This is a genomic window from Vibrio sp. 99-70-13A1, from assembly GCF_013114625.1.
Taxonomy (GTDB): domain Bacteria; phylum Pseudomonadota; class Gammaproteobacteria; order Enterobacterales; family Vibrionaceae; genus Vibrio.
Genome location: NZ_VTXD01000040.1, coordinates 15,793 through 40,448 on the forward strand (window position 1 = coordinate 15,793; position 24,656 = coordinate 40,448).

21 protein-coding genes are annotated in these 24,656 nt (G+C 41.6%); 9 read left to right on the forward strand and 12 right to left on the reverse strand.

Annotated features, from left to right (window positions below):
- The first annotated feature begins 54 nt into the window (after nt 1-54).
- From ettA to F0226_RS19350, 3 genes are all read left to right on the forward strand, one after another.
- Complete coding sequence (gene ettA / locus F0226_RS19340) at nt 55-1,722, forward strand: energy-dependent translational throttle protein EttA (protein WP_171737176.1); 1,668 nt, start codon at nt 55-57, stop codon at nt 1,720-1,722.
- Nucleotides 1,723-1,815: 93 nt separating this feature from the next.
- Nucleotides 1,816-2,181 carry a PilZ domain-containing protein gene (locus tag F0226_RS19345; RefSeq protein ID WP_171737177.1) on the forward strand — a complete coding sequence of 122 codons (366 nt, stop codon included), beginning with the start codon at nt 1,816-1,818 and terminating at the stop codon, nt 2,179-2,181.
- 53 nt (nt 2,182-2,234) lie between these two features.
- The gene (locus tag F0226_RS19350; protein WP_171737178.1) at nt 2,235-3,254 is read left to right on the forward strand and encodes a M23 family metallopeptidase; all 1,020 of its coding nucleotides are present in this window, start codon (nt 2,235-2,237) and stop codon (nt 3,252-3,254) included.
- A 161-nt stretch (nt 3,255-3,415) separates the two neighbouring features.
- Here the strand turns inward: F0226_RS19350 and tyrA are convergent, their stop codons facing one another.
- From tyrA to nagZ, 3 genes are all read right to left on the reverse strand, one after another.
- Nucleotides 3,416-4,543: a bifunctional chorismate mutase/prephenate dehydrogenase gene (gene tyrA / locus F0226_RS19355; RefSeq protein ID WP_171737179.1), complete on the reverse strand. Its 1,128-nt coding sequence runs from the start codon at nt 4,541-4,543 to the stop codon at nt 3,416-3,418.
- 115 nt (nt 4,544-4,658) lie between these two features.
- Nucleotides 4,659-5,732 carry a 3-deoxy-7-phosphoheptulonate synthase gene (locus tag F0226_RS19360; protein ID WP_137374569.1) on the reverse strand — a complete coding sequence of 358 codons (1,074 nt, stop codon included), beginning with the start codon at nt 5,730-5,732 and terminating at the stop codon, nt 4,659-4,661.
- A gap of 246 nt (nt 5,733-5,978) precedes the next feature.
- Nucleotides 5,979-6,968: a beta-N-acetylhexosaminidase gene (nagZ, locus tag F0226_RS19365; protein ID WP_171737180.1), complete on the reverse strand. Its 990-nt coding sequence runs from the start codon at nt 6,966-6,968 to the stop codon at nt 5,979-5,981.
- Nucleotides 6,969-7,068: 100 nt separating this feature from the next.
- Here nagZ and F0226_RS19370 point away from each other — a divergent pair, with 100 nt between their 5' ends.
- Both F0226_RS19370 and murQ read left to right on the forward strand, forming a co-directional pair.
- Nucleotides 7,069-8,184: an anhydro-N-acetylmuramic acid kinase gene (locus tag F0226_RS19370; RefSeq protein WP_171737181.1), complete on the forward strand. Its 1,116-nt coding sequence runs from the start codon at nt 7,069-7,071 to the stop codon at nt 8,182-8,184.
- A 39-nt stretch (nt 8,185-8,223) separates the two neighbouring features.
- Nucleotides 8,224-9,150, forward strand: coding sequence for an N-acetylmuramic acid 6-phosphate etherase (gene murQ, locus F0226_RS19375; protein WP_171737182.1), 927 nt, complete (start codon nt 8,224-8,226; stop codon nt 9,148-9,150).
- A gap of 134 nt (nt 9,151-9,284) precedes the next feature.
- Here the strand turns inward: murQ and F0226_RS19380 are convergent, their stop codons facing one another.
- Nucleotides 9,285-9,629, reverse strand: coding sequence for a DUF2799 domain-containing protein (locus F0226_RS19380; protein WP_171737183.1), 345 nt, complete (start codon nt 9,627-9,629; stop codon nt 9,285-9,287).
- A 402-nt stretch (nt 9,630-10,031) separates the two neighbouring features.
- On the opposite strand from F0226_RS19380, the gene F0226_RS19385 reads away from it, so the two are divergent.
- From F0226_RS19385 to btsR, 3 genes are all read left to right on the forward strand, one after another.
- The gene (locus F0226_RS19385) at nt 10,032-11,531 is read left to right on the forward strand and encodes a carbon starvation protein A (protein ID WP_171737184.1); all 1,500 of its coding nucleotides are present in this window, start codon (nt 10,032-10,034) and stop codon (nt 11,529-11,531) included.
- 508 nt (nt 11,532-12,039) lie between these two features.
- Nucleotides 12,040-13,740 carry a sensor histidine kinase gene (locus tag F0226_RS19390; RefSeq protein ID WP_171737185.1) on the forward strand — a complete coding sequence of 567 codons (1,701 nt, stop codon included), beginning with the start codon at nt 12,040-12,042 and terminating at the stop codon, nt 13,738-13,740.
- Nucleotides 13,741-13,813: 73 nt separating this feature from the next.
- A complete protein-coding gene (btsR, locus tag F0226_RS19395; protein ID WP_171737186.1) occupies nt 13,814-14,545 on the forward strand; it encodes a two-component system response regulator BtsR in 732 nt (243 codons plus the stop codon).
- Nucleotides 14,546-14,652: 107 nt separating this feature from the next.
- Here the strand turns inward: btsR and ispH are convergent, their stop codons facing one another.
- The 6 genes from ispH to murJ all read right to left on the reverse strand — a co-directional run bounded on the left by ispH (nt 14,653) and on the right by murJ (nt 22,480).
- The gene (gene ispH, locus F0226_RS19400; protein WP_171737187.1) at nt 14,653-15,597 is read right to left on the reverse strand and encodes a 4-hydroxy-3-methylbut-2-enyl diphosphate reductase; all 945 of its coding nucleotides are present in this window, start codon (nt 15,595-15,597) and stop codon (nt 14,653-14,655) included.
- Nucleotides 15,598-15,817: 220 nt separating this feature from the next.
- Nucleotides 15,818-16,249, reverse strand: coding sequence for an FKBP-type peptidyl-prolyl cis-trans isomerase (gene fkpB, locus F0226_RS19405; RefSeq protein WP_171737188.1), 432 nt, complete (start codon nt 16,247-16,249; stop codon nt 15,818-15,820).
- Nucleotides 16,250-16,399: 150 nt separating this feature from the next.
- Nucleotides 16,400-16,906, reverse strand: a complete 507-nt coding sequence (gene lspA, locus F0226_RS19410; RefSeq protein WP_171737189.1) for a signal peptidase II — start codon at nt 16,904-16,906, stop codon at nt 16,400-16,402.
- A gap of 82 nt (nt 16,907-16,988) precedes the next feature.
- Nucleotides 16,989-19,847, reverse strand: coding sequence for an isoleucine--tRNA ligase (ileS, locus tag F0226_RS19415; protein ID WP_171737190.1), 2,859 nt, complete (start codon nt 19,845-19,847; stop codon nt 16,989-16,991).
- Between the two features lie 69 nt (nt 19,848-19,916).
- Nucleotides 19,917-20,846: a bifunctional riboflavin kinase/FAD synthetase gene (gene ribF / locus F0226_RS19420; protein WP_171737191.1), complete on the reverse strand. Its 930-nt coding sequence runs from the start codon at nt 20,844-20,846 to the stop codon at nt 19,917-19,919.
- A 71-nt stretch (nt 20,847-20,917) separates the two neighbouring features.
- Nucleotides 20,918-22,480 carry a murein biosynthesis integral membrane protein MurJ gene (murJ, locus tag F0226_RS19425; protein WP_345776535.1) on the reverse strand — a complete coding sequence of 521 codons (1,563 nt, stop codon included), beginning with the start codon at nt 22,478-22,480 and terminating at the stop codon, nt 20,918-20,920.
- Nucleotides 22,481-22,731: 251 nt separating this feature from the next.
- On the opposite strand from murJ, the gene rpsT reads away from it, so the two are divergent.
- Nucleotides 22,732-22,992, forward strand: a complete 261-nt coding sequence (gene rpsT / locus F0226_RS19430; protein WP_137374555.1) for a 30S ribosomal protein S20 — start codon at nt 22,732-22,734, stop codon at nt 22,990-22,992.
- 212 nt (nt 22,993-23,204) lie between these two features.
- Here rpsT and F0226_RS19435 read toward each other — a convergent pair whose 3' ends face one another.
- Nucleotides 23,205-23,498, reverse strand: a complete 294-nt coding sequence (locus F0226_RS19435) for a metalloregulator ArsR/SmtB family transcription factor (RefSeq protein WP_171737193.1) — start codon at nt 23,496-23,498, stop codon at nt 23,205-23,207.
- A gap of 131 nt (nt 23,499-23,629) precedes the next feature.
- Complete coding sequence (nhaR, locus tag F0226_RS19440) at nt 23,630-24,520, reverse strand: transcriptional activator NhaR (RefSeq protein ID WP_137374553.1); 891 nt, start codon at nt 24,518-24,520, stop codon at nt 23,630-23,632.
- Nucleotides 24,521-24,656: the final 136 nt, after the last annotated feature.

Below are 24,656 nucleotides of genomic sequence, written 5' to 3' on the forward strand. Positions count from 1 at the left end.
AATATTGGTATAAAATAGCCAATAATTTTGAACAATAATTAGGATCGATCGGCAATGGCTGAATACGTATATACCATGTCTCGGGTGAGCAAAACTGTTCCACCTAAGCGTCAAATTCTTAAAGACATTTCTCTTAGCTTTTTTCCTGGCGCTAAAATCGGTGTTTTGGGTCTAAATGGTTCAGGTAAATCTACCCTACTACGTATCATGGCTGGTATTGATACTGATATCGATGGTGAAGCTCGTGCACAGCAAGGTCTTAAAGTCGGTTACCTACCGCAAGAACCTGTACTAGACGAATCAAAAACGGTTCGTGAAATCGTTGAAGAAGCCGTTTCTGACGTTGCTGATGCACTTAAGCGTATTGATGCGGTTTACGCTGCTTATGCAGAACCAGATGCAGATTTCGACGCTCTTGCTAAAGAACAAGGTGAGTTAGAAGCTCTAATTCAAGCAAAAGACGGTCACAACCTAGAGACTGCTCTAGAGCGTGCTGCTGATGCACTTCGTCTTCCTGAGTGGGATGCGAAAATTGAATTCCTATCAGGTGGTGAGCGTCGTCGTGTTGCTATCTGTCGTCTGCTTCTTGAAAAGCCAGACATGCTGCTTCTTGATGAACCAACCAACCACTTGGATGCAGAATCAGTAGCATGGCTTGAGCACTTCCTTGTTGATTACAGCGGCACTGTTGTGGCAATTACCCACGACCGTTACTTCCTAGACAACGCAGCTGGCTGGATTCTAGAACTTGACCGTGGCGAAGGTATTCCATGGGAAGGTAACTACACATCTTGGCTAGAGCAAAAAGATGAGCGTTTGAAGCAAGAAAAAGCGGGCGAAAGCGCACGTCAAAAGACTATCGAGAAAGAACTGGAATGGGTTCGTCAAAACCCTAAAGGCCGTCAAGCTAAGTCTAAAGCTCGTATGGCTCGTTTTGAAGAACTAACGACAGGCCAATATCAGAAACGTAACGAAACCAACGAACTATTCATCCCGCCAGGTGAACGTTTAGGTGACAAAGTTCTTGAAGTTAAGAACCTAACTAAGTCATTCGGTGATCGCGTTCTTATCGACGACCTATCATTCAGCATGCCTAAAGGCGCAATCGTGGGTATCGTGGGTGCCAACGGTGCAGGTAAATCGACACTATTCAAGATGCTAAGTGGCGCTGAACAGCCAGATTCAGGCACAGTTGAACTAGGCGAAACGGTTAAGCTGGCTTCTGTTGATCAGTTCCGTGACAGCATGGACGACACAAAAACTGTATTCCAAGAGATTTCTGAAGGTGCTGATATCATTAAGATCAACAACTTCGAAATCCCTGCGCGTGCATACTGCTCTCGTTTCAACTTCAAGGGTATCGATCAGCAGAAGATTATCGGTGAATTGTCTGGTGGTGAACGTAACCGTGTTCACTTAGCAAAACTGCTAAAAGCAGGTGGTAACGTATTACTACTCGATGAGCCTACCAATGACCTAGATGTTGAAACACTACGAGCACTGGAAGAAGCGCTTCTTGAGTTCCCTGGCTGTGCAATGGTTATCTCGCATGACCGTTGGTTCTTAGACCGTATTGCTACTCATATTCTAGATTACCGTGATGAAGGTCAGGTTAACTTCTACGAAGGCAACTATACTGACTATACTGAATGGCTAAAACAGACTATCGGTGCACAAGCTGCAGAGCCTCACCGTATTAAGTACAAGCGTATCGCAAAGTAAATTTGCTTGTATTTTAATCTAAGGTCGCTATTATCGCGACCTTAGGTATTTACAAGTCATCGTACTTATAATAAATCATGAGAGAGAACTATTATGGTTGAAAGACGTCGATTTTCACGAATCATTTACCAAGTTCCAGCTAAAGCTTCACAAGACCAATTACAACTCAATGGTTTTGTTCAAGATTTATCCCTACATGGTGTATTACTACAGTGCGATGATGCTTTGTTATTCAATCACTCTTTACCTCTCCATGTTAGCTTTCAGCTAAATGATAGTGATGTAGTGATTAAACTAGAAGCTTCAATTATTTCTACCAACAATACCTCAATGCGTTTACGCATAGAGCATTTAGATATTGATAGTATTAGTCATTTGAAACGCTTAGTTGAACTCAATGTCGGTGATGATGAGTTACTTCACCGAGAAATTGAACACTTATCCGATCTAGGCAGCTAAATTCAATAAGCACATGCTCTAGTTAGTTAAATAAACCATTTTGTTATGTAGTTATGTCCCAAAAAGTTTCTATCACTATTCCTTCAGACCAAGGGGAACAGACGTTTTACTTTGGTCGAAAATCCCTTCTATTAATTGCCTCTGCACTATTATCAGTGCCCGTATTAATAGGCGGATCTGTATATTTATATTCAGAAAATCAAAGCCAACAAATTACAACTTCAAAAAACCAAGCTGAATTTGAAAGTACTATCAACCAACTTCATATTGAAAAAGATGAGGTAGAATCTCTGTATCAAGAGCAAGTGGATACCAACCACTCTTTATCTCAAGAGCTAACAGAGAAAGAAGGGAAAATTCAACTGCTCGGAAAGCGTGTTTTTGATGTTGAATCTGTTTTAGGTTTAGCAGATGAAGACTTACTAGCGGATGATTCTAGCTTAGAAGATCGTATTGATGCAGCGGCGATTGATTCAGCGGTAAGAGCAACAATGTTCCGCTTGATTCCAAATGATAGCCCTATGGCTTACCAGCGAATCTCTTCATCTTATGGTCGAAGAACTAACCCAATAACCGGCAAAAGGCATACCCATACCGGTATTGACCTGACTTGTAAGCGTGGTGAAGAAATCCTTGCGCCAGCTGATGGCGTGATCGAAACCGTCAGACCAAGTAAAAAAGGCTTTGGTAACTTTCTAACCATGCGTCACTCTTTTGGTTTCATGAGTTCATATGCTCACTTACAAAAGTTTAACGTTCGCAGCGGTCAGTTTGTAAGTAAAGGTGATGTGATCGCAAAATGTGGTAACTCTGGTAACTCTACCGGTCCTCATTTGCACTATGAAGTACGCTTTTTAGGGCGTTCACTTAACCCTCAGTACTTAATGGATTGGACACCCGAGAACTTTAATTACGTTTTCGAAAAAGAAACAAAAGTGAAATGGGGTCCACTCGTTCAATTAATTGATAACGTGGTTAGGCTACAAATTAATTTAACCAATGTTCCATACAAAGATTCAAGTATTGAAACGGTATCGAGTGAAGATAGCAAAAAGCCTATCACAACTAATTAGCCTATGATGATCTAATTGCTTTGGGGCTACGGTGATCTAATTACTTCTAGCCTACTATGATCTAATTGCTTTTGGCCTGCTATAGACCAAATACTTTCTAGACATTCAATACAAAAAAGAGCGACCAAATGGTCGCTCTTTTTTATGATTTAAAACCGATTTTAGCCTCTATGAATAGAGTCGTGGGCTTGCTTTAATAGGTTCTGACTTTCTTCTAAGAACTGTTGAGAATAATCACCAAACCAGTCACTGACTTGATTGAAGCTTTGAACAAAGGTTTCTTTATCTTTGCCATCTAAAATCTTCAATGCTTCTCCAAAGCAATTATGGAAACGACGAATCATCTCAATGTTTTCATCTGATGACAGAATAATGTCACCATATAGATTAGGATCTTGCGCAAACAGACGACCAACCATCGCAATTTCCAATCGGTAGATTGGCGAGCTAAGTTTCAACAACTGATCAATGTTCGGATTTTCTTTACTTAGATGCAGGCCGTAAGCAAATGAAGTAAAGTGACGAAGTGCTTGAATTAAGGTCATACCATGATCATGTTCAGCGGCATCCATTTGACATAAGCTAGCGCCCCAAATACCAAATTGTTTTAATAGCCACTGGTAGCTTTCTTCACCACGTCCATCACTGTAAACAATCACTTGTTTAGCAAGGCTTGGAACGTCAGGACCAAACATCGGGTGTAAACCCACAACAGGACCTGAATGCATGTTAAGCATGGTTTGCAAAGGCTTAGACTTAATGGATGTTAAATCACATAAGATACAGTCACTCGGCAAGTTACCTAGCTTTTCAATTACACCTTCCGTCAAGTGAATTGGCACTGTAACCACAACAAGGCCTGCGTTGTCTAATAGCTCATCAGCTTTATCCCAGTCTTTACTTCCTAGGATTTTTACATCGTAACCTGAAAGTTTGAACATACGTCCAAATAAACCACCAAGTTGACCATTACCGCCAACAATCACAACTGAACGCAGTTCTGGTTTGAGACACTTAAACCCAGAGTCTTTTTCACTGGCATAAGACTCACGCATAGTACGACGTAAAATATCTTCAATTAACTGAGGCGGCACACCGATTTTTTCCGCTTCTTTACGACGAGAGGCAAGCATCGCTGCTTCACGCTCTGGTACATAAATAGGTAATCCGTGCTCACTTTTAACCTCTCCGACTTTCTCAACTAAAGAAAGGCGCTGAGCCAGTAAATCCAACATTTGTTTATCGACTGCATCTATTTGGTCGCGTAATGCGTTCAGTTCAACGGCCATTTTATTCCTTACTCATCTATAAGCCTGTGCTAGCCCGAATCTAACTAACGACAGATCTTAAATGCCCCAAATCAATGAGGCACTTAAACTTTAAACTCTGACTAATAAACCTTAACTAACCTTTCAGACGGTTCTCTAAGAACGGGACTAACTCCGTATGTGCATGTTTTAATAGTGCCTCAGTTGAATCCCAATTGATACATGCATCCGTAATTGAAACGCCATATTTCATTTCATTCAGAGGGATATCAGAAGACTGGTTACCTTCGTTCAAATGGCTCTCGATCATAAGACCAATAATCGATTTATTGCCTTCACGAATTTGATGGATTACATCTTCAGCTACCAATGGCTGACGTCGGTAATCTTTACGAGAGTTTGCATGGCTACAATCCACCATTAATGCAGCATCAAGACCTGTTTTTTGAAGCTCTTGCTCACACTCATGAACAGATACTGAATCGTAGTTAGTCTGCTTACCACCACGTAAAATCACATGACCATTTGGGTTACCTTGAGTCGTCAGTAATGCAACTTGACCTTCGCGGCTAATACCCATGAAACGGTGGCTTGAAGAAGCCGCTTGCATTGCATTGATTGCCGTACCTAAGTTGCCATCAGTACCATTTTTGAAGCCGATTGGCATAGACAGACCACTTGCCATTTCACGGTGTGTTTGTGACTCGGTAGTACGCGCACCAATTGCTGCCCAGCTAAAAGTATCCGCTAAGTATTGAGGACTAATTGGATCAAGTGCTTCTGTCGCTAATGGAATTTCCATTTCTGCCAATTCAACAAGAAGCTCACGGCCTACATGCAAACCATGTTCAATATCGAACGTTCCATCTAGATGTGGGTCATTGATTAAACCTTTCCAGCCAACGGTGGTTCTTGGCTTTTCAAAGTACACACGCATCACAATATACAGTTGGTCACTAAGCTCTTCAGACAATGCTTTAAGGCGTTTCGCGTACTCTTTCGCAGCTTCTAGATCATGAATAGAACAAGGACCACACACTACAAGCATACGGTGATCTTTCTTATGAATGATATTAGCGATAGTTTCACGAGACTCTTGAATAAAGCGACGAGCGTTATCACTTAAAGGCAATTTTTCTTTAAGTTCTTCAGGAGTAATCAGTACCTGTTCGTCGATGATATTGACATTGCTTAATTCACTTTTTTGCATAACTCAACCTGTATATTTATTTTTACACCCAAACTTCCATATGGGCTAACAATCTTTAGAAACTAAAATAACAGCTATAAAAACGATTGCAAGTGTAAATAATAAAAAACATTAACTGTAAATTAAAATTTACACGCTAACTTTAATTAGCTCCAAGATACAAATAGTTCTAAACCACGTCTCACACATACAAAAAAGGCGATATTTCTCATATCGCCTCCTTAAAACTTGTAGAGTGTTTATTTATCACCCAGCGTTTAACATTCTCTTAATTTGCTCTGAAGCCTCTTTCCATCGGCTATCCGAATGAAGAGTTGGTAAATCAAAGTTGTGCTTTTTAAGCAATGAGTTGGCTAAAGGCACTTCTTGAATCGCTAAATGATCAAGAGCTTCAATTTGTGCATTTCGTTTATTACACATCAACACCATGTCACAACCCGCATTCAAAGCAGCCTTCGCTCTGTCGGCTGGTCCACCCATAATTGCCGCGCCTTCCATCGTTAAGTCATCAGAAAAAATAAGCCCTTTGAATCCTAATTGCTGCTTAAGTACAGTATGAAGCCAGTATTTCGAACCACTCGCTGGCTGGTCGTCGTAATTGGGATAAATCACATGCGCTGGCATCATTGCATCAAGAATGCCCGCTTCAATTTGAGCCTTAAAGATCGCCATATCGGTTTCAAAAATATCATGGCGCTCATCATAAGGTGTTTCTAGGTGAGAATCAGCAATCACACCACCATGCCCAGGGAAGTGTTTACCTGTTGCGGCCATCCCTACTGATTTCATCCCCGATATAAATGCACTGCTGTGGCGAACGATCGTCTCAATATTATCGCCGAAAGCACGGTTTCCTATCGCTTTACACTCGTGACCTTTATCCAATACAGGCGCGAAGCTTAAGTCAATATCATGAGCAATAAGCTCAGCCGCCATTAACCACCCAGCTTGCTTCGCTAATTCTTCGCCGTTTTTATGTTTCGCAAACTCTTGAGCAGCAGGAATGATAGAAAACCCGTCACGAAAACGCTGAACTCTTCCGCCTTCTTGGTCAACACCAATTAAAATAGGACGCTTAGCCGCTTTTCTTATAGCGGTATTCAAGGCAAGAAGCTGCTCACTATCATGGTAATTACGAGCAAATAATATGACACCACCTACGGTTGGGTGCTCCAAAACTTCTTTATCTTCTGCCGTCAATTCATAACCTGCAACATCGAGCCATAACGGTCCCATATTTATCCCTTACTAAGCCTAAAATTCATAAACTTATCGAGATTATTCCCTTTGATTTTGCATTACAATGTTTTTAACCCAATGTCGGAAGAGTTTAGGAATGAATCAAAGAGAGCTTTATATTGGTGTGATGTCTGGCACTAGCATGGATGGAGTCGACACAGCATTAGTCAGTATTGATGGCAATAAAATTTCCCTTATTGCCCATGGTGAGTACCCAATGCTTAATAGCTTGAAACAAAGCTTACTCAATATATGTATTGGTCAAGCGACAGATCTAAAAGCCATTGGTGAGATAGACCACCAGCTTGGTCACCTCTTTGCTGATGCCGTATTAGATTTACTCAAAAGATCTGGCTACTCTGCAAAAGATATCACTGCGATAGGTAACCACGGTCAAACGGTTTTTCATCAACCAACCGGCTCCTCTCCCTTTACTATGCAGTTAGGCGATGCCAACGTCATTGCAACCAAAACTGGCATTCAAACTATTGCTGACTTTAGACGAAAAGATATGGCGCTAGGCGGGCAAGGTGCACCTTTAGTCCCTGCATTTCATCACACGATATTCAAGGCAAGATCTAGCTCAGTTATCGTTCTCAATATTGGTGGCATTGCCAACATTTCCGTTCTGCGACCAAATCACCCGGTACTTGGCTATGACACCGGACCTGGTAACATGCTGATGGATGCTTGGGTCGATATGCACCTCAACCAAAAGTTCGATCGTGATGCACAATTTGCTAAACAAGGCTCCATTCACCAACCACTTTTAGAACAGCTATTACTTAACGCTTATTTCGAGCAACATCCTCCAAAAAGTACGGGGCGAGAACTATTTAATTTACCTTGGCTCGAAAAACAGTTAGCTCAATTTGAGCCTATAGCCGTTGAAGATGTACAACGCACACTTTGCGAATTTACCGCAGCCACAATAGCAAACGAAGTAAACCACTATCGCTTGGGGACTGAACCCGAATTACTGGTTTGCGGTGGTGGCGCCTGTAATCCACTCATAATGGAAAGGCTGGCACACTTACTTCCTAATTGGAATGTTGCCTCCACAGACTCAAAAGGGGTCAGCGCTGATTACATGGAAGCAATGGCTTTCGCATGGCTAGCACAAAGGCGTATTCATAACTTACCCAGTAATTTACCTGAAGTGACAGGAGCCAGTAAGCTCGCATCTTTGGGTGTTTTATATTATGCAGACTGATTCCCCGCAGCTGCTCGTAGACAATCTTTAAGGATACCTATGACCAACGACGCTTTAATTTCAGCATTATCTCAGCTCGTCTCTGAAGGTCGAAATCCAGATACCATGGATATAGACCTTCTTTCATCACACGAGATAATTGAACGTATTAACCAGCAAGACAAACAAGTCCCCCTAGCTGTCGAGAAAGTTTTACCCGAAATCGCTCAAGCCGTAGATAAAATTACGGAAGCCTTTAGAAAAGGGGCTCGGCTTATCTATATGGGCGCTGGCACCAGTGGTCGTTTAGGTGTACTTGATGCTTCAGAGTGCCCACCGACTTTTGGCGTTTCTGACCAAATGGTGATCGGTCTTATCGCCGGAGGTCCAGAGGCTATATTAAAAGCCAAAGAAGGAGCCGAAGATTCACCTGAACTTGGGGAAAACGATCTAAAAGACATTAACTTTACTAAAGATGATGTACTCGTTGGGATTGCCGCAAGTGGTAGGACACCTTATGTGATTGGCGGTTTAGAGTATGCCAATGATATCGGTGCCACCAGCATCGCCCTGTCTTGTAATCCTGATTCTCCAATTGCTGATATTGCTAAAATCGCCATTAGTCCTGTTGTGGGTCCTGAAGCATTAACGGGGTCAACTCGCTTAAAATCAGGCACGGCACAAAAACTGGTTCTCAACATGCTTACGACGGCGAGTATGATCCGAATAGGAAAAAGCTATCAAAACTTGATGGTGGATGTAAAAGCTACTAATGAAAAGCTGGTCGCTCGAGCAGCAAGAATTGTGATGCAAGCGACAGATTGTGAAAAGCATCAAGCCGTGTCGACATTAAGAGAAACCAATTACGAGGTTAAACTTGCGATCTTAATGATCTTAACTGATCTAGATATAGAGACCGCAAAGCTGCAACTTTCTAAGCAACAAGGTTTCCTACGTAAAGCAGTCGAGATCAATACTGAGCTTTAGATTTGGATCTCATTGAATAGAGTTCTCGTGAAATGCAGGTCTAGTTAAAAGCAGAACGCGCTTTATCTCTAATCGTATTAAAGATAAAAGCGCGTTAAGTTGAATATACTCAACTAGATCTTTAAAAGGAAAGCCTAGTTACTGTATTCAGTCCAGCCACGTTGCCATTCCATACGGAACTGCTGAGCATGCTCAAAGCCAGCACATACACCTTCATAATACTGACCAGATAACCCAATTTGAAAGGCATGGTTCGGATCGCAAAACTCTTCGACGCCTTGCTGATAACCCGTTTCATAACTCGCTTGATCAACACTCCCTAATGCTGATAACTCACTATATAAACGCTGGGGGTTTCCTTTCACGCCATCTCGATAACCAATTTCTACCCAATCACCTTCATTTGCTAGATCTTGAAGATTTGCAGTACAACCAGACAATACAGCCATAGCCAATAAACACGTTGTTATTCTTTTCATTTCAATCCCTTACTTTTATAACTGTAGGTTGCCACTAAAAAGCCATAATAACCAGTGAACGATTTAAATCCCTTATTAATCACAGTACTCATATTTGCCGTGCTCTAGTGCGCTCAAACAAATTAAGCATTGTTGAAACTCTCGACATAGTAAAGCGTTAGATATTTTTAAGAACTAACAACTGAAGTGATAAAACCGCTTAAATAAATTAAAACCACTTAGACATTTTAATTAACCACTCGCGCTTATCCTAAACCACTCAAGCTTTCCCAAAACCACTTAACTTAAATAAGCACCACTTAATTTGCTATTCGACCACTCACTTTAGTATCACGTGAAGCTTCTTTTTCCATATTCTAGTATGCACTCTGACTTACTCATTCAACTCAGGGATAACACGTTATGATGTGGTTTCTAACTTGCGTAGCAGCTTTAATTGGTGGCTATTTTATTTACGGTACTTTTATCGAAAAGGTTTTCGGTATCAATGAGAACCGTAAAACCCCAGCAATTACCAAACAAGATGGTGTGGATTTCGTACCCATGTCGACACCTAAAGTATATTTAGTTCAATTACTTAATATCGCAGGTGTGGGACCAATCTTCGGGCCTATTATGGGTGCTTTATACGGCCCCGCGGCAATGTTATGGATTGTACTAGGCTGTATATTTGCAGGCGCAGTACACGACTACTTCTCTGGCATGTTATCTATCCGAAATGGCGGAGCTTCGGTTCCAACCATCACTGGACGTTACCTAGGCAATGGCGCAAAACACTTTATGAACATCTTTGCCATTGTCCTACTGCTTCTTGTTGGTGTGGTATTCGTTTCGGCTCCAGCTGGCATGATCACTAACCTAGTGAACGACCAAACTGATTTCGTGATGTCTGCAAGCACTATGGTTGTCATCATCTTTGCTTACTACATCATCGCAACAGTTGTCCCTGTCGACAAAATTATTGGCCGCTTCTATCCACTATTTGGCGCACTACTGATTTTCATGTCTGTTGGATTAATCACTGCGATTGGCTTATCTGATGAGCACCAAATCATGGGTGGTTTTGAGATGAAAGACATGTTCACCAACATGAACCCAAATGACCTACCACTTTGGCCGGCACTATTCATTACCATTGCTTGTGGTGCTATCTCTGGTTTCCATGCGACTCAGTCTCCACTTATGGCGCGCTGTATGGAAAATGAAAAGAATGGTCGCTTCGTATTCTACGGTGCAATGATTGGTGAAGGCATTATCGCCCTAATCTGGTGTGCACTTGCTCTATCTTTCTTCGGTTCAGTTGAGTCTCTGTCTGACGCGATTGCAAACGGTGGTCCGGGTAATGTGGTATACAGCGCTTCATTTGGTCTACTGGGTGTATTTGGCGGTATCCTTGCTTTCCTTGGCGTGGTTATTCTACCAATCACTTCTGGTGACACAGCGTTCCGTTCAAGCCGTCTTATTCTTGCTGAATACTTCAACATGGAACAGAAAACACTGCGTAACCGACTACTGATGGCATTACCTCTGTTCGTTCTAGGTGGTATTTTGACTCAAGTCGATTTCGGTATTATCTGGCGCTACTTTGGCTTCGCTAACCAATCAACAGCAGTAATGATGCTGTGGACAGCATCTGCCTACCTACTACGCCATAATAAATTGCACTGGATAACAACAGTTCCAGCTATTTTCATGACAACAGTATGTATCACCTTTATTTTAAGCAACAGCCAACTTGGTTTTGGCTTACCAATGCAATTATCGACTATTGTCGGCGTTGTATCTGCACTATCGATTGCCGCTTATGTCATCAAAATTTCCAAAGGGAAAGGTGAGCGTGACTACGCAAATGAACAAGATGAATCAGCTGATGAGAATAAAGCAGTCACTAAAACTGCATAGAGACAATGATCTCACCAATCACTGTTGGTTCAATAATAAGTAACACCTTTGCTTGCAACTTGGGTTTATTGAAACTTAAATAAATCCTTCTAAGCCCATCATGTGATGGGCTTAGTTTTACCTAAACAAAAACAAGGCAATACTAGACCAACAAATAAGAATAGAAATAGGCGTGGAAAACCACCATGTCCTGCACTAGGGTTAAATAGATAACGATAAAAACCAAACGCCTAAATACTCTAGTGCTAGGAGAAAAACATGGAAGATTTTTCATTTTTTAAGTTATTTGATACCTCTGAACTTTTCATTTTCTACTGATTTTTCAAATGTCTAAAATGAATTAACCTGAGGGTTAAAACAGCAAGTCAATAATGATTAAAGTTAGGTCACTCGCTTTGACCTAACTTTAATCATTACATCGAGCACCTTAAGCATTAAGCCAATCCCTTATTTGTTTAATATTTATCAATCACTTAAACTTATAACATCTCATCTTTAAGGGTTTGTAATGGAACTGGTTCTCTCCTTGCTTCAGCAAATGTGCGTCTACTTAGTACTTGCTTACATGCTAAGTAAAACACCCATTTTCCTTCCCCTACTCAATGTATCTTCTCGCCTAAGTCATAAGCTCAGCCTCTATGTCGTATTCTCCTTATTCTGCATCATGGGGACGTATTTTGGCTTGCAAATCAATGATGCTATCGCCAACACACGAGCTATTGGGGCTGTCATGGGTGGGTTATTTGGAGGTCCAGTTGTTGGCTTTTCCGTTGGGCTAACAGGAGGGATTCATCGATATTCCTTAGGTGGATTTACCGATCTTGCTTGTGCTATTTCTACTACCGCGGAAGGTTTAATTGGCGGGCTACTTCATATTTATTTGGTTCGTAGGAATAAAACTGAGCAGCTATTTAACCCTATGGTTGTTTTCTCAATCACGCTGTTTGCCGAAATTATCCAGATGCTTGTCTTGCTGATCGTTGCCAAGCCTTTTGCTCAGTCCTACGCACTTGTTTCCGATATTGCTGCGCCAATGATTATTGCTAACTCATGCGGAGCAGCACTTTTCATGAGTATTATCCAAGATAAAAAAACCATTTTTGAGAAATATTCAGCGACCTTTTCTCGTCGAGCTTTAACCATTGCAGAACGCTCTGTGGGAATATTACACGGTGGGTTTAATTCAAAAAATGCAGAACAAATTGTTCGTATTGTCTATGAAGAAACCAATGTTGGTGCAGTCGCTATTACCGATAGAGAAAAGATTTTAGCTTTTGTTGGAATTGGTGATGAACACCATAAACCCAATACGCCAATTTCATCGCATTCCACACTCGAAGCGATGAATAAGAACGATATTATTTATTTGGATGGTAAAGACAATCCATATCAATGCTCGCTATCTTCCACCTGCAAATTAGGTTCTGCACTTATTATTCCATTACGTTCAGGTGATCAGGTGGTTGGCACGATAAAGCTGTACGAACCTAAACTAAAATTATTTTCAACCATCAACATGTCAATGGCTGAAGGTATTGCCCAGCTGCTTTCAAGCCAACTTCTTTTTAGTAACTATCAGCAGCAGCAAACCTTGCTTACTCAAGCCGAAATCAAACTTTTACACGCACAAGTAAACCCTCATTTTTTGTTCAATGCTTTGAATACGATTAGTGCGGTCACAAGAAAAGACCCAGATACAGCACGAGGTCTCATACAGCATCTTTCTCAATTCTTCCGCAGTAATCTCAAGCAAAATATCAGTTCTGTGACGGTTAAAGATGAGCTTGCTCACGTCAATTCTTACCTTACGATAGAGAAGGCTCGCTTTACTGACAGGCTTGAAATAGTTTGGGAGATAGACCCTAGTTTATATGACTTAAAACTCCCAAGTTTCACTCTGCAACCTTTGGTTGAAAATGCGATTAAGCATGGGATATCGAACTTACTCGAAGGTGGGTGTATTCGAATATACAGCCAAGAAACTGCTCATGGTTTTCAAATTACAGTCGAAGACAATGCCGGTAACTATCAAAAGCCTAAGGAAAACCACCTAGGCTTAGGAATGGAAATTGTAGATAAGCGACTCACTCATCTATTTGGTGCTCCGTCGTCATTAAAAATAGAATGCATTCCACAGCAATTTACACGAATGAGCTTTATGATCCCTAAACCCGATCACCTCCACTCACACACTCATAACCAGGTTTAGAAATGTCACAAGGAAAGAGACTTTTACAAGTTCAGGTAGCTTTGCGAAAGCCACACATTTTTAAGGAGCAAATATGTTGAAGGCATTAGTCATCGACGACGAACAGTTTGCTCGAGAAGAATTAACGGAGCTACTACTTGAAACTGGCGGTGTGGAAGTGATTGGCTCTGCAAGTAATGCTATTGAAGGTCTGAAGAAAATAAATAAGTTAAAGCCCGATGTAGTCTATCTTGATATTCAAATGCCCCAAGTAACCGGGATTGAGTTGCTAAGCATGCTCGATCCTGATTCCATGCCTTACGTTGTTTTTGTTACCGCCTACGATCAATATGCGATTCAAGCATTTGAAGATAATGCTTTTGATTACTTACTCAAACCCGTAGAGCCACAGCGCCTACAAAAAAGTGTGACTAGATTAAGCAAGGTGCACAACCAAGGGCTCACTCTACCGGTGCAAAGTGTTAATGAAATTGCGCCTGAAAATTTAGAGCAAATCCCATGCATTGGGCATAACCGAATTGTGATTATGTCGAGTAAATCGGTGGAATGTGCTTATTCTGATATTAGTGGTGTCCATATACGAAGCTCAACTCAAACCGCTTGTTCACAACTGACACTCAAAATATTAGAGGAAAAAACTCATTTGATTCGCTGTCACAGGCAGTTCTTAGTAAACATACAATGGATTCAGGAAATAAAGCTTTTAGATAATGGACTGGCTGAAATCATCACTTCAACGGGCTTTGAGATCCCGGTGAGCCGTCGCTACTTGAAGGTATTAAAAGAACAGTTGGGAATACACTAATAGATGAGTTTAAACAAAACGCTTTAAATTGAGCATGCTCGATTGATGGAACTTGGTGGTTACCCATTCTCAAGTTCCAATTCAGAATCGATTCGTTTCAGACTCGCCTAGTCTATCTGTTTTATTTGCAGCTCTTTAGGCACTTCGAAGAACATATTTTCTTCGCGTCCTTGAATCTCTTCAATTCCTTCAGCACCTAACTCTCGAATACGATCAAGGATCTGATTCACAAGCTCTTCAGGAGCTGATGCTCCAGCTGTAACACCGATCTTAACCTTACCTTCTACCCATTCAGGTTTTATGTCTTCTGGGCAATCTGTTAAATAACCTGGCGTACCTAGTTTTTCGGCTAATTCTTTTAGCCTTGTGGAATTTGATGAGTTCTTAGAACCAACAACAATAACCACATCCACATCATTCGCCATTTCACGAACGGCATCTTGTCGGTTTTGTGTCGCGTAACAAATATCGTCTTTACGTGGACCTTGGATCTCAGGAAAAACACGGCGCAGCTCTTCAATCACATCAGCGGTTTCATCAACCGATAATGTCGTTTGGCTGACATAGTGCAAGTTGGACGCATCATTAACCTTCAAGTATTGAACGTCTTCCGGTTTTTCAACCAAATACATACCACCTGACTTACTCGCGTATTGCCCCATCGTACCTTCGACTTCTGGGTGACCAGCATGACCAATCAGTACCACTTCCATATTCTTACGGCTCGCACGAGCCACTTCCATATGAACTTTCGTTACCAATGGGCAAGTTGCATCAAAGACTGTAAGTTCGCGCTCTTTCGCTTCTTTGCGAACCGCTTGTGATACACCATGGGCAGAAAAAATCACGATATTATCATCAGGCACTTCACTGATTTCTTCAACAAAGATAGCACCACGCTGTTTTAACCCTTCAACAACAAAACGGTTATGAACCACTTCATGACGAACATAAATAGGCGGCTGATACATTTCAAGTGCACGTTCAACAATACTGATCGCACGATCAACACCGGCACAAAAGCCACGAGGGTTAGCTAACATTATTTTCATTTTATTGCTCAATTCATTGTCACTTTACATACCCATAGCTTAACGCAGAGGCTATAAGCTTAAAGCGGGGCTAAAATCGTTTCCATGGAGTTCGCGATGAGCGAAGCATGCATTCTACAGTGAAGCTCAAAAACAGTGAAGCGCTTGGTTAGAATCGACTGTAAGGTGCTATGTCTATCTGAAGGCAAGGCTAGAACCTCTTAGCCTTGCCCGTCAATCTCTATTCAACTTCTAAAATGTCCACATCAAAAGTAACGTCTTGTCCCGCGAGAGGGTGATTAAAATCAACCGTCACCGAGTCACCAGCAATTTCAGTGATAATACCTGGGATTTCCATACCGTCAGGACCTGAAAATGCCATGATAGTGCCGACTTCTACTTCAGCATCACCAACGAATTTCGCACGGTCCATATGGTGAATATGATCTGGGTTTGGCATACCAAACGCATCTTCTGCTTTTAATTCAATCGACTTTTTTGTACCCGCTTCTAAGCCGAACAAACATTGTTCAAAATTCTCACTCAGGCTTCCGTCACCCATAATAAATTTCGCTGGCTTGCCCATATTCTGGGTACTATCGGCAACAGATCCATCTTGCATTTTGATTGTAAAATGTAGAGTGACTGCTGAATCTTTTTTAATTGCTACCACGTGACTTTCCTTAGATTTCTTTATTATTGGAAGAACAGTTTTATTTGATTGTCTTATCCTGTGCAGCATAAACAAAAAGCGCTGTTGGAATCAACCGACAGCGCTTAGGGCTATTCTAATCTGTGAGTTATAAACTGACTTCAGTACCGCTTATTTACTTTCATCTTTCTTACGAAAGCCATCTAAGATGATCATCGCAGCACCGATACAGATCCCCATATCCGCTAAGTTAAAAGCAGGCCAGTGGTATGTTCCCCAGTAGAAGTCTAGGTAATCCACTACAAACCCATGCACAACGCGATCAAAGACATTACCAACCGCGCCACCAATGATGATTGCGTAAGCAATGTTATTCCATTTTTCAGCCGCAGGAAGCTTACTCATCCAGTAAGTCAGCATGCCTGTCACAACAAAAGCAATACCAGTAAATAACCAACGTTGCCACCCACCTTGATCACTCAAGAAACTAAAGGCAGCGCCGTAATTATGAACATACAGTAAATTAAAAAACGGCAAAATCTCAATACGATTTGCCCAACCATAACCCATATTATCCATCACGACTAACTTGATGGCGATATCAGCAATAAAGACTAGCAGAGCTAACCATAGCCAACGTACACCTGATTGTTTCAATGTTAGTGATTGTTCACTCATACCTTTTCCTAAAACCTAAAAATAACCCCAGTAGATACTGGGGCTATATTATTTCTAAAAAGTTCAGTTGCTTGCTAGCAAATTATGCGTACTTACGCACTTCGCCTTCACCGTCAATGTTCGACACACAGCGACCACAAATTTTCTCGTGACCTTCAATTGTGCCTACATCTGGAGTATGGTGCCAGCAACGATCACACTTCTCAGCTTCAGTAGCTGCAACTTCAACGTACAGACCTTCAACATCTGTCGCTTGAGCTGTATCAGACTTATCGCTAAGTGGCTTAATAACAGCAGCAGAAGTGATAAGTACGAAACGTAGCTCATCTTCTAGCTTGTTGATTTTAGCCGCTAGTGCGTCGTCAGCGTATAGAGTAACTTCAGCCTGTAATGCACCACCGATTGTTTTCTCTTTACGTGCATCCTCAAGAAGCTTGTTCACCGCCCCACGAACTGACTGGATTTCAGTCCAGAATTCGTTGCTTAGCTCTTCGTCGTCAGCAAGACCAAACAGGCCTTCGAACCACTCGCCTGTGAATACGAACGTGTCACGTTCGCCTGGCATCTCGTTCCAGATTTCATCTGCAGTGAATGACATGATAGGTGCCATCCAACGAACTAGCGCTTCTACGATGTAGTAAAGCGCAGTTTGACAGCTACGTTGAGCATGGCTGCCCTGCTTTGCTGTGTACTGACGGTCTTTAATTACGTCTAGGTAGAAAGAACCCATTTCGATAGAACAGAACTGCATTAGACGCTGAGTCACACCGTGAGTGTTGTACTCGCCGTATGCTTTAACGATCTCTTCTTGTGCAGCTTGAGCACGGCCAACAGCCCAACGGTCAAGTGCGACCATTTCTTCAGCAGGAACTAGGTCAGTTTCAGGGTTGAAACCGTTCAAGTTCGCTAGGAAGAAACGAGCTGTGTTACGAATACGACGGTAAGCATCAGCAGAACGCTTAAGGATCTCATCAGAAACCGCAACTTCGTTAGTGTAATCCGTAGAAGCAACCCATAGACGTAGAATATCTGCGCCTAGCTTGTTGGTTACATCTTTAGGAGCAACAACATTACCGATAGATTTAGACATCTTACGGCCGTTACCATCAACCACGAAACCGTGCGTTAGCACTTGCTTGTATGGTGCTTCGTCTTTCATCGCGATAGATGAAATCAAAGAGGACTGGAACCAGCCACGGTGTTGATCTGAACCTTCAAGGTAAAGATCAGCACTGTGCGTTCTTTCTTCATTCGGGAAGTTGTACTCTTCACGTGAATCTACAACAGAGAAGTGCGTTACACCTGAATCAAACCATACGTCTAGCGTATCAAGTACTTTCTCGTACTTGTCAGCGTCTTCAGCACCCATCAGTTCAGCAGAATCTACATCCCACCAAGCTTGAATGCCTTTTTCTTCCACAAGCTTCGCTACTTTTTCAATAAGAGCTGGGCTATCTGGGTGAAGTTCTGATGTTTCTTTATGAACGAACAGAGCAATTGGCACACCCCAAGTACGTTGACGAGAGATACACCACTCAGGGCGACCTTCGATCATACCTTCGATACGGCTTTGACCCCATTCCGGCATCCACTCAACATTCTTCGTTGACTCCAGTGCTTTTGCACGTAGACCTGCTTGATCCATAGATATGAACCATTGCGGTGTTGCACGGAAGATAATTGGAGTTTTGTGTCTCCAACAATGTGGGTAGCTGTGCTCGTAAGCGTGGTGATGCAGAAGTGCACCTTTCTCTTTTAGAACGTCTAAAACAGAATCGTTAGCTTTAAATACATGCTGACCAGCAAATAGCTCAGTATCTGGCAAATAAACGCCATTTGAACCAACTGGGTTAGCAATTTCTAGGTTGTACTTCTTACCAACCACGAAATCCTCTTGACCGTGGCCAGGAGCAGTGTGAACAACACCAGTACCTGAGTCAGTTGTAACGTGATCGCCAAGAACAGCAGGAACAGTAAAGTCGTAGAACGGGTGGTTGAACTGAGAAAGTTCAAGCTCAGCACCAGTTGCAAAACCAAGGTTATGGAAACGCTCGATACCCGCACGATCCATTACGTCTTTTGCTAGTTCAGAAGCAACAACGATACGTTGAGCTGGCTGTTCACCATTCTCTTCAACTTGGATAAGCACGTATTCAAGATCATCACGTAAACATACTGCGCGGTTAGCAGGCAGAGTCCATGGTGTGGTAGTCCAGATAACGATAGAGATTTCGCCTTGACCAGCGTGGCCTTCCGCTAGAGTAAATTTCTCTAGTAAAGCCGCTTCGTCAGCTGCAGAAAATTTCACATCGATAGATGGAGAAACTTTATCTTTGTATTCAACTTCAGCTTCAGCCAGAGCAGAACCACAGTCAGTACACCAGTGAACAGGTTTGAAACCTTTAAGTAGGTGACCTTTGTCTGCGATTTTACCTAGAGAACGAATGATGTTCGCTTCAGTGCCGAAATCCATAGTGCGGTAAGGTTTATCCCATTCGCCCATGATACCCAGACGTTTGAAGCTCTCTTTCTGACCTTCAACTTGGCCCGCAGCGTACTTACGACATTCTTCACGGAATTCAGCAGCAGAGATCTTCTGACCAGGCTTACCTTTCTTCTTCTCAACCATTAATTCAATTGGAAGACCGTGACAGTCCCAACCAGGAATGTACGGTGCATCAAAACCAGAAAGGGTCTTAGATTTAATAATAATGTCTTTAAGAATCTTGTTCAGCGCGTGACCAATATGAATATCGCCATTCGCGTATGGAGGGCCATCATGTAGTACGAAAGACTTTTTACCTTTCTTTGCTTTACGGATCTCACCGTAAAGATCTTCTTTATACCAACGTTTAAGCATTTCTGGCTCACGATTAGCCAGGTTGCCGCGCATTGGAAACCCTGTTTCAGGTAAGTTCAGGGTATCTTTATAATCACTCATCGATTCTTAATTCCGTCATATTGGGCGAGGTTAGACATTATTTTAACCAGTGGAATCATCCGGTTAATTCTATAGCTGAAGCAGCAACACCCTTGCAGCTTCAGCATCTAATTCTATTTGATTTTTAAGTGCGTCAAACGATTCAAATTTCTTTTCATTACGCAGTTTATGTAAAAGTACTACTTCTAACTGTTTACCATATAAATTAGCTTTAAAGTCAAAAAAGTGTACTTCTAGTTGTTGCCTAATTCCATCAACGGTTGGTCTTTGACCTATATTAGCCACTCCACCGACGGTCACCCCATCAAGGTCGAGAACTTTCACAACATAGACTCCAGATACAGGAGAGACACAGCGTTTAAGAGGAATATTAGCAGTAGGAAAACCTATCGTTCTTCCTAATTTACGACCATGAGAAACGCGACCACTGATACTGTAATCACGCCCTAGCATCGTTGCACTATTTGCAAAATCATCTGCAGCCAATGCATTTCGTATTTCCGTGCTACTCACGCGGCGTTTATCTAAACAATAGCTCTGGGTGCTCACCACCTCAAAACCATATTTTTCACCCGCTTGCTTTAACATAGCGAAATTACCAGTACGACCTTTACCAAAGCAGAAGTCATCACCAACAACTAAAAATTTAACGCCAAGCTTATCGACAAGCAATTCTTTAATAAATGCTTCGGCAGATAAACTCGAAAAATACTGATTGAAATTCACACACAGCAATCGATTAATATCAAGTTTACTGAGCTGAACAAACTTATCTCGCAAGCGAGTCAGGCGCGCCGGCGCTTTATCCCTAGCAAAAAACTCCATAGGTTGCGGTTCAAATGTCATGACAACAGAAGGTAACGCTAACAAGTCAGCTTGACGCGATACTTGTTGTAAAACTTCCTGATGCCCTAAATGAACACCATCAAAGTTACCTATGGTTAATACACAGCCATTATGCTGCGCTTTAATATTGTGAATGCCTCGGATAAGTTCCATTATAACCAGCTAAAACCTGTAATTTTGCATCATTTATTGTGTGAAACCGACGGATTATATACTAATCAGCATTAATCTGTCGCGGCTTTTAAATGTTTTACTCGGACGCCTAAAGCAAGCACTGAAGCGATATAAGCAACCGCACCAAAACCTATTAATGCCGCTAACATAAATGCTCTATCAGCGAAGGTCCAAGATAACCACTGCTGAGAGCTTTCTAGCTGCCATAAAATTGCCGAGACCATGACACCACCCGCTAACACCAATTTTGCACTGAAGATTAAAGTCGTCTTAGTTAGCTGATACACACCCGCTCGATGTAAGCCTCGGTAAAGTAATGCCATATTCACGAATGCGGAAAGTGCCGTGGCAATGGCTAACCCTACATATCCATAGAAATAAGCAAAGATAGCGTTGAACACCATATTAGTCGTCATGGCGATAATGCCGTATTTCACTGGCGTTTTTGTATCTTGTCGTGAGTAATATCCGGGAGCTAAAACCTTAATCAACATAAAGTTCAGCAGCCCCGAAGCATAAGCGACAAGAGACATTGAAGCTTGGTCTACGTCATGAGGTGTAAATTCTCCGCGCATGAATAAAACCATCAACATTGGTTTAGCTAAAACAATCAGCCCCAACATTGCTGGAATGCCTAATAGAAGAACCATGCGAATGCCCCAATCCATAGTATGAGCAAAACCTTCGCCTTCGGCATCTACGTGTTTACGGGATAGAGCAGGAAGAATCACGGTCGCAATAGCAATCCCAAACAAACCGAGTGGGAATTCTAGTAATCTATCTGAATAATAAAGCCAACTAATAGAGCCAGTGGCTAAGAAGCTCGCGATAAAGGTATCAAACAACAGATTAATTTGACTGACAGATACACCAAATAGCGCGGGGATCATTAACGTGCGGATCTTTACAACACCCGGGTCTCGCCATCCCCATTTAGGTTTAACCAATACTCCAGCTTTGATAAGAAAGGGCATTTGAAAAAGAAACTGTACTAAGCCACCTAAAAATACACCGATCGCTAAGCCAATTTCAGGCTGAGCAAGATTAGGAGAGATAAACCACGCACTGCCGATAATCATCACATTCAAAAAAACAGGGGTAAATGATGAAACAGCAAATTTACCTAGGGTATTAAGAATGGCTCCAGATAAAGCAACAAAAGTGATAAACCATAAATAAGGAAAAGTAATTTTGAGCATAAAGCTCGCCAATTCAAACTTAGGTGCTGACGGTCCATCATTAAGCCAATCAATAAACCACCCAGCCCCGAACATGGCCGTTATAACCCCAGATCCCAAAACACCAGCAATGGTCACAATGGAAACTAATACACCTAAGGTACCTGACACTTTAGCAATCAAGTCACGGGTTTTGTCTTTGTCACCTTTTGCATGATATTCAGTTAATACAGGTACAAAAGCTTGAGAGAATGCCCCTTCGGCAAATAATCGGCGCAAAAAATTGGGAATTTTATTTGCGAAGAAAAAGACATCGGCACTTGCTCCAGCCCCCATTAAATTGGCGACGACAACATCTCGTACAAGCCCTAACACTCGGGAAACAAACGTCATTGCACTGACGATCATGCCTGACTTTAACAGTCGTTTACTCACAAAAACCTCTGACACTGGTTGATTACTTTTAGGCAAGGATAAATACTATCCTATTCTTGAAGGTATATTTATTAGCATTGGTCTACAAATGCTGTTAGAATCCCCGCCATCTTAACCGCGATGACTCTTCCAATCCAAATATTGTTTGGCTTAGCTGGGTTTTTGCACAAATCATTTGACAATTAAGTGCTAGTGAGGGATAGTCCTCGCCCTTAAATTGTCACCGAACTAAGTTTTTGGGAGTTAGACCCTTGGCAAACAGTAAATCTGCTAAGAAGCGCGCTATCCAAGCTGAGAAACGTCGCCAGCACAATGCTAGTCGTCGTTCTATGATGCGCACTTACATGAAAAAAACTATTGCAGCTATTGAAGCTGGCAATAAAGAAGCTGCAACTGCAGCTCTTGTAGAAGTTACACCACTTCTAGACCGTATGGCGGTTAAAGGCCTTATTCATAAGAATAAAGCTGCTCGTCATAAGTCTCGTTTCGCTGCTGCAATCAAAGCTCTTTAATTAGAACTGCGATTACAACGCTTAACGAAAAAACCGGCCTTGGCCGGTTTTTTTATATCTAAAATTTGAGCATGTCGCTTTTACCACCAGCCCTAAGCCATTAATTAGCACTTAAAGCTTACTTCTATTTTTCTAATAGAGCCTGATACAAATTTTGACCTTCAGCTTCTACACTTCAGGACTCGATACTTAGTTTTTATTTACAGCTCGTTTTACTCACAGTAGATGCTGTGTAGAAGTTCAATCATCGCCTTCACTTCACTACTACTCAATGTGTAATAAACAGTTTGTGCTTCTTTACGCGTTTGGACTAAACCATCTCGACGTAACCACGCTAAGTGTTGAGATAGCGCAGATTGACTTAATTCCAGCATTCCACACAGTTCACCAACAGATAGTTCAGAGTTGTGCAGTAAACATAAAATTTGTAAACGTCGCTCATTAGCCATCGCTTTTAACAAAATCACCGCTTGGGATGAGTTTTGTTCCATATCTTTCAAGTTCATAAGCCGACTCCTATACAACTTCTGACATTAATAACCAGAAAATTCGATGTTACTAATACTATTTACTATCAATATACTTGGGATAATAATCCAAATTGATGTATTTCCAAACTATTCATTTATAGATGAGGTTATTCAAACAATTTACTGAAATCGGCATCACATACATTTTTAACTGCCGGGTGCTGAATCATTCTTTCAGCAAATATGACGTAGTACTCTTCTTTAAATTCTTCGATATTTCCAAGTAGCTGTAAAGAGATGTCTTCTTCAAGCTCTGATATATAAACCGTTGGCGCTAATAAGATCACATCTGGATGATAACGAGCAAAGGCTTTCATTAATGCCACATCATCAAACTCACCAAGAATATCTGGCTTTAGTCCTTGCCTATCAAACCACTGTAAGACTTTTCTGCCCATTGATGTTCGACTTCCAGGAATGAGTAATTTCTTTTGTTCTAATACAGCTGGGAAGCTAACCCCTTCGATATCACCAGAACAGAAAAAGCTCATACCGCTTTCACCTAGTTTTTTACTGAATAGCCCAGGACTCTTCCCTGAATCAACAGGACAGTCAGATAAAATCATATCTAACTTATGTTGTGATAACTGTTCAAGTAACAACTCATGAGTAGACTCAAAACAACGTAAATGGATTCGGCTGTCATCAGGGATGGTGGTCATTAATATTTTACTTACAAACCTTTTAGACAAAGCATCTGCGACACCGACATCAAATAAAATATTGGAATGCTGACTATAGTTAACGATATCAAGCATCTCGTAGCTTAAGCCAAACATACGATCTGCATATTTAAAAACTAGCTGACCGAGCTCTGTGGGTTCAACACTCCGACCATTACGCTTCGTTAATTTGCCATCCATTCTTTCTTCAAGCGCTTTAATCTGACCAGTTACTGTTTGAGGTGTTAAAAACAATGCTTCAGCAGCTTTAGTAACAGACCCTTGCTTGCAGACCATCCAAAAATAGTAAAGGTGGTTATAATTTAGGTGCGACATAGAGACTCAGTTTTCATGGGATTCACCTCTATTTATATCAAATATGACACGCCCCCTCAAACAGTTCGTAAAAACCTACAAAAATGAACATTAACGATAGTTTTTCCTACATATCTATTTTCACATTGTCATATTT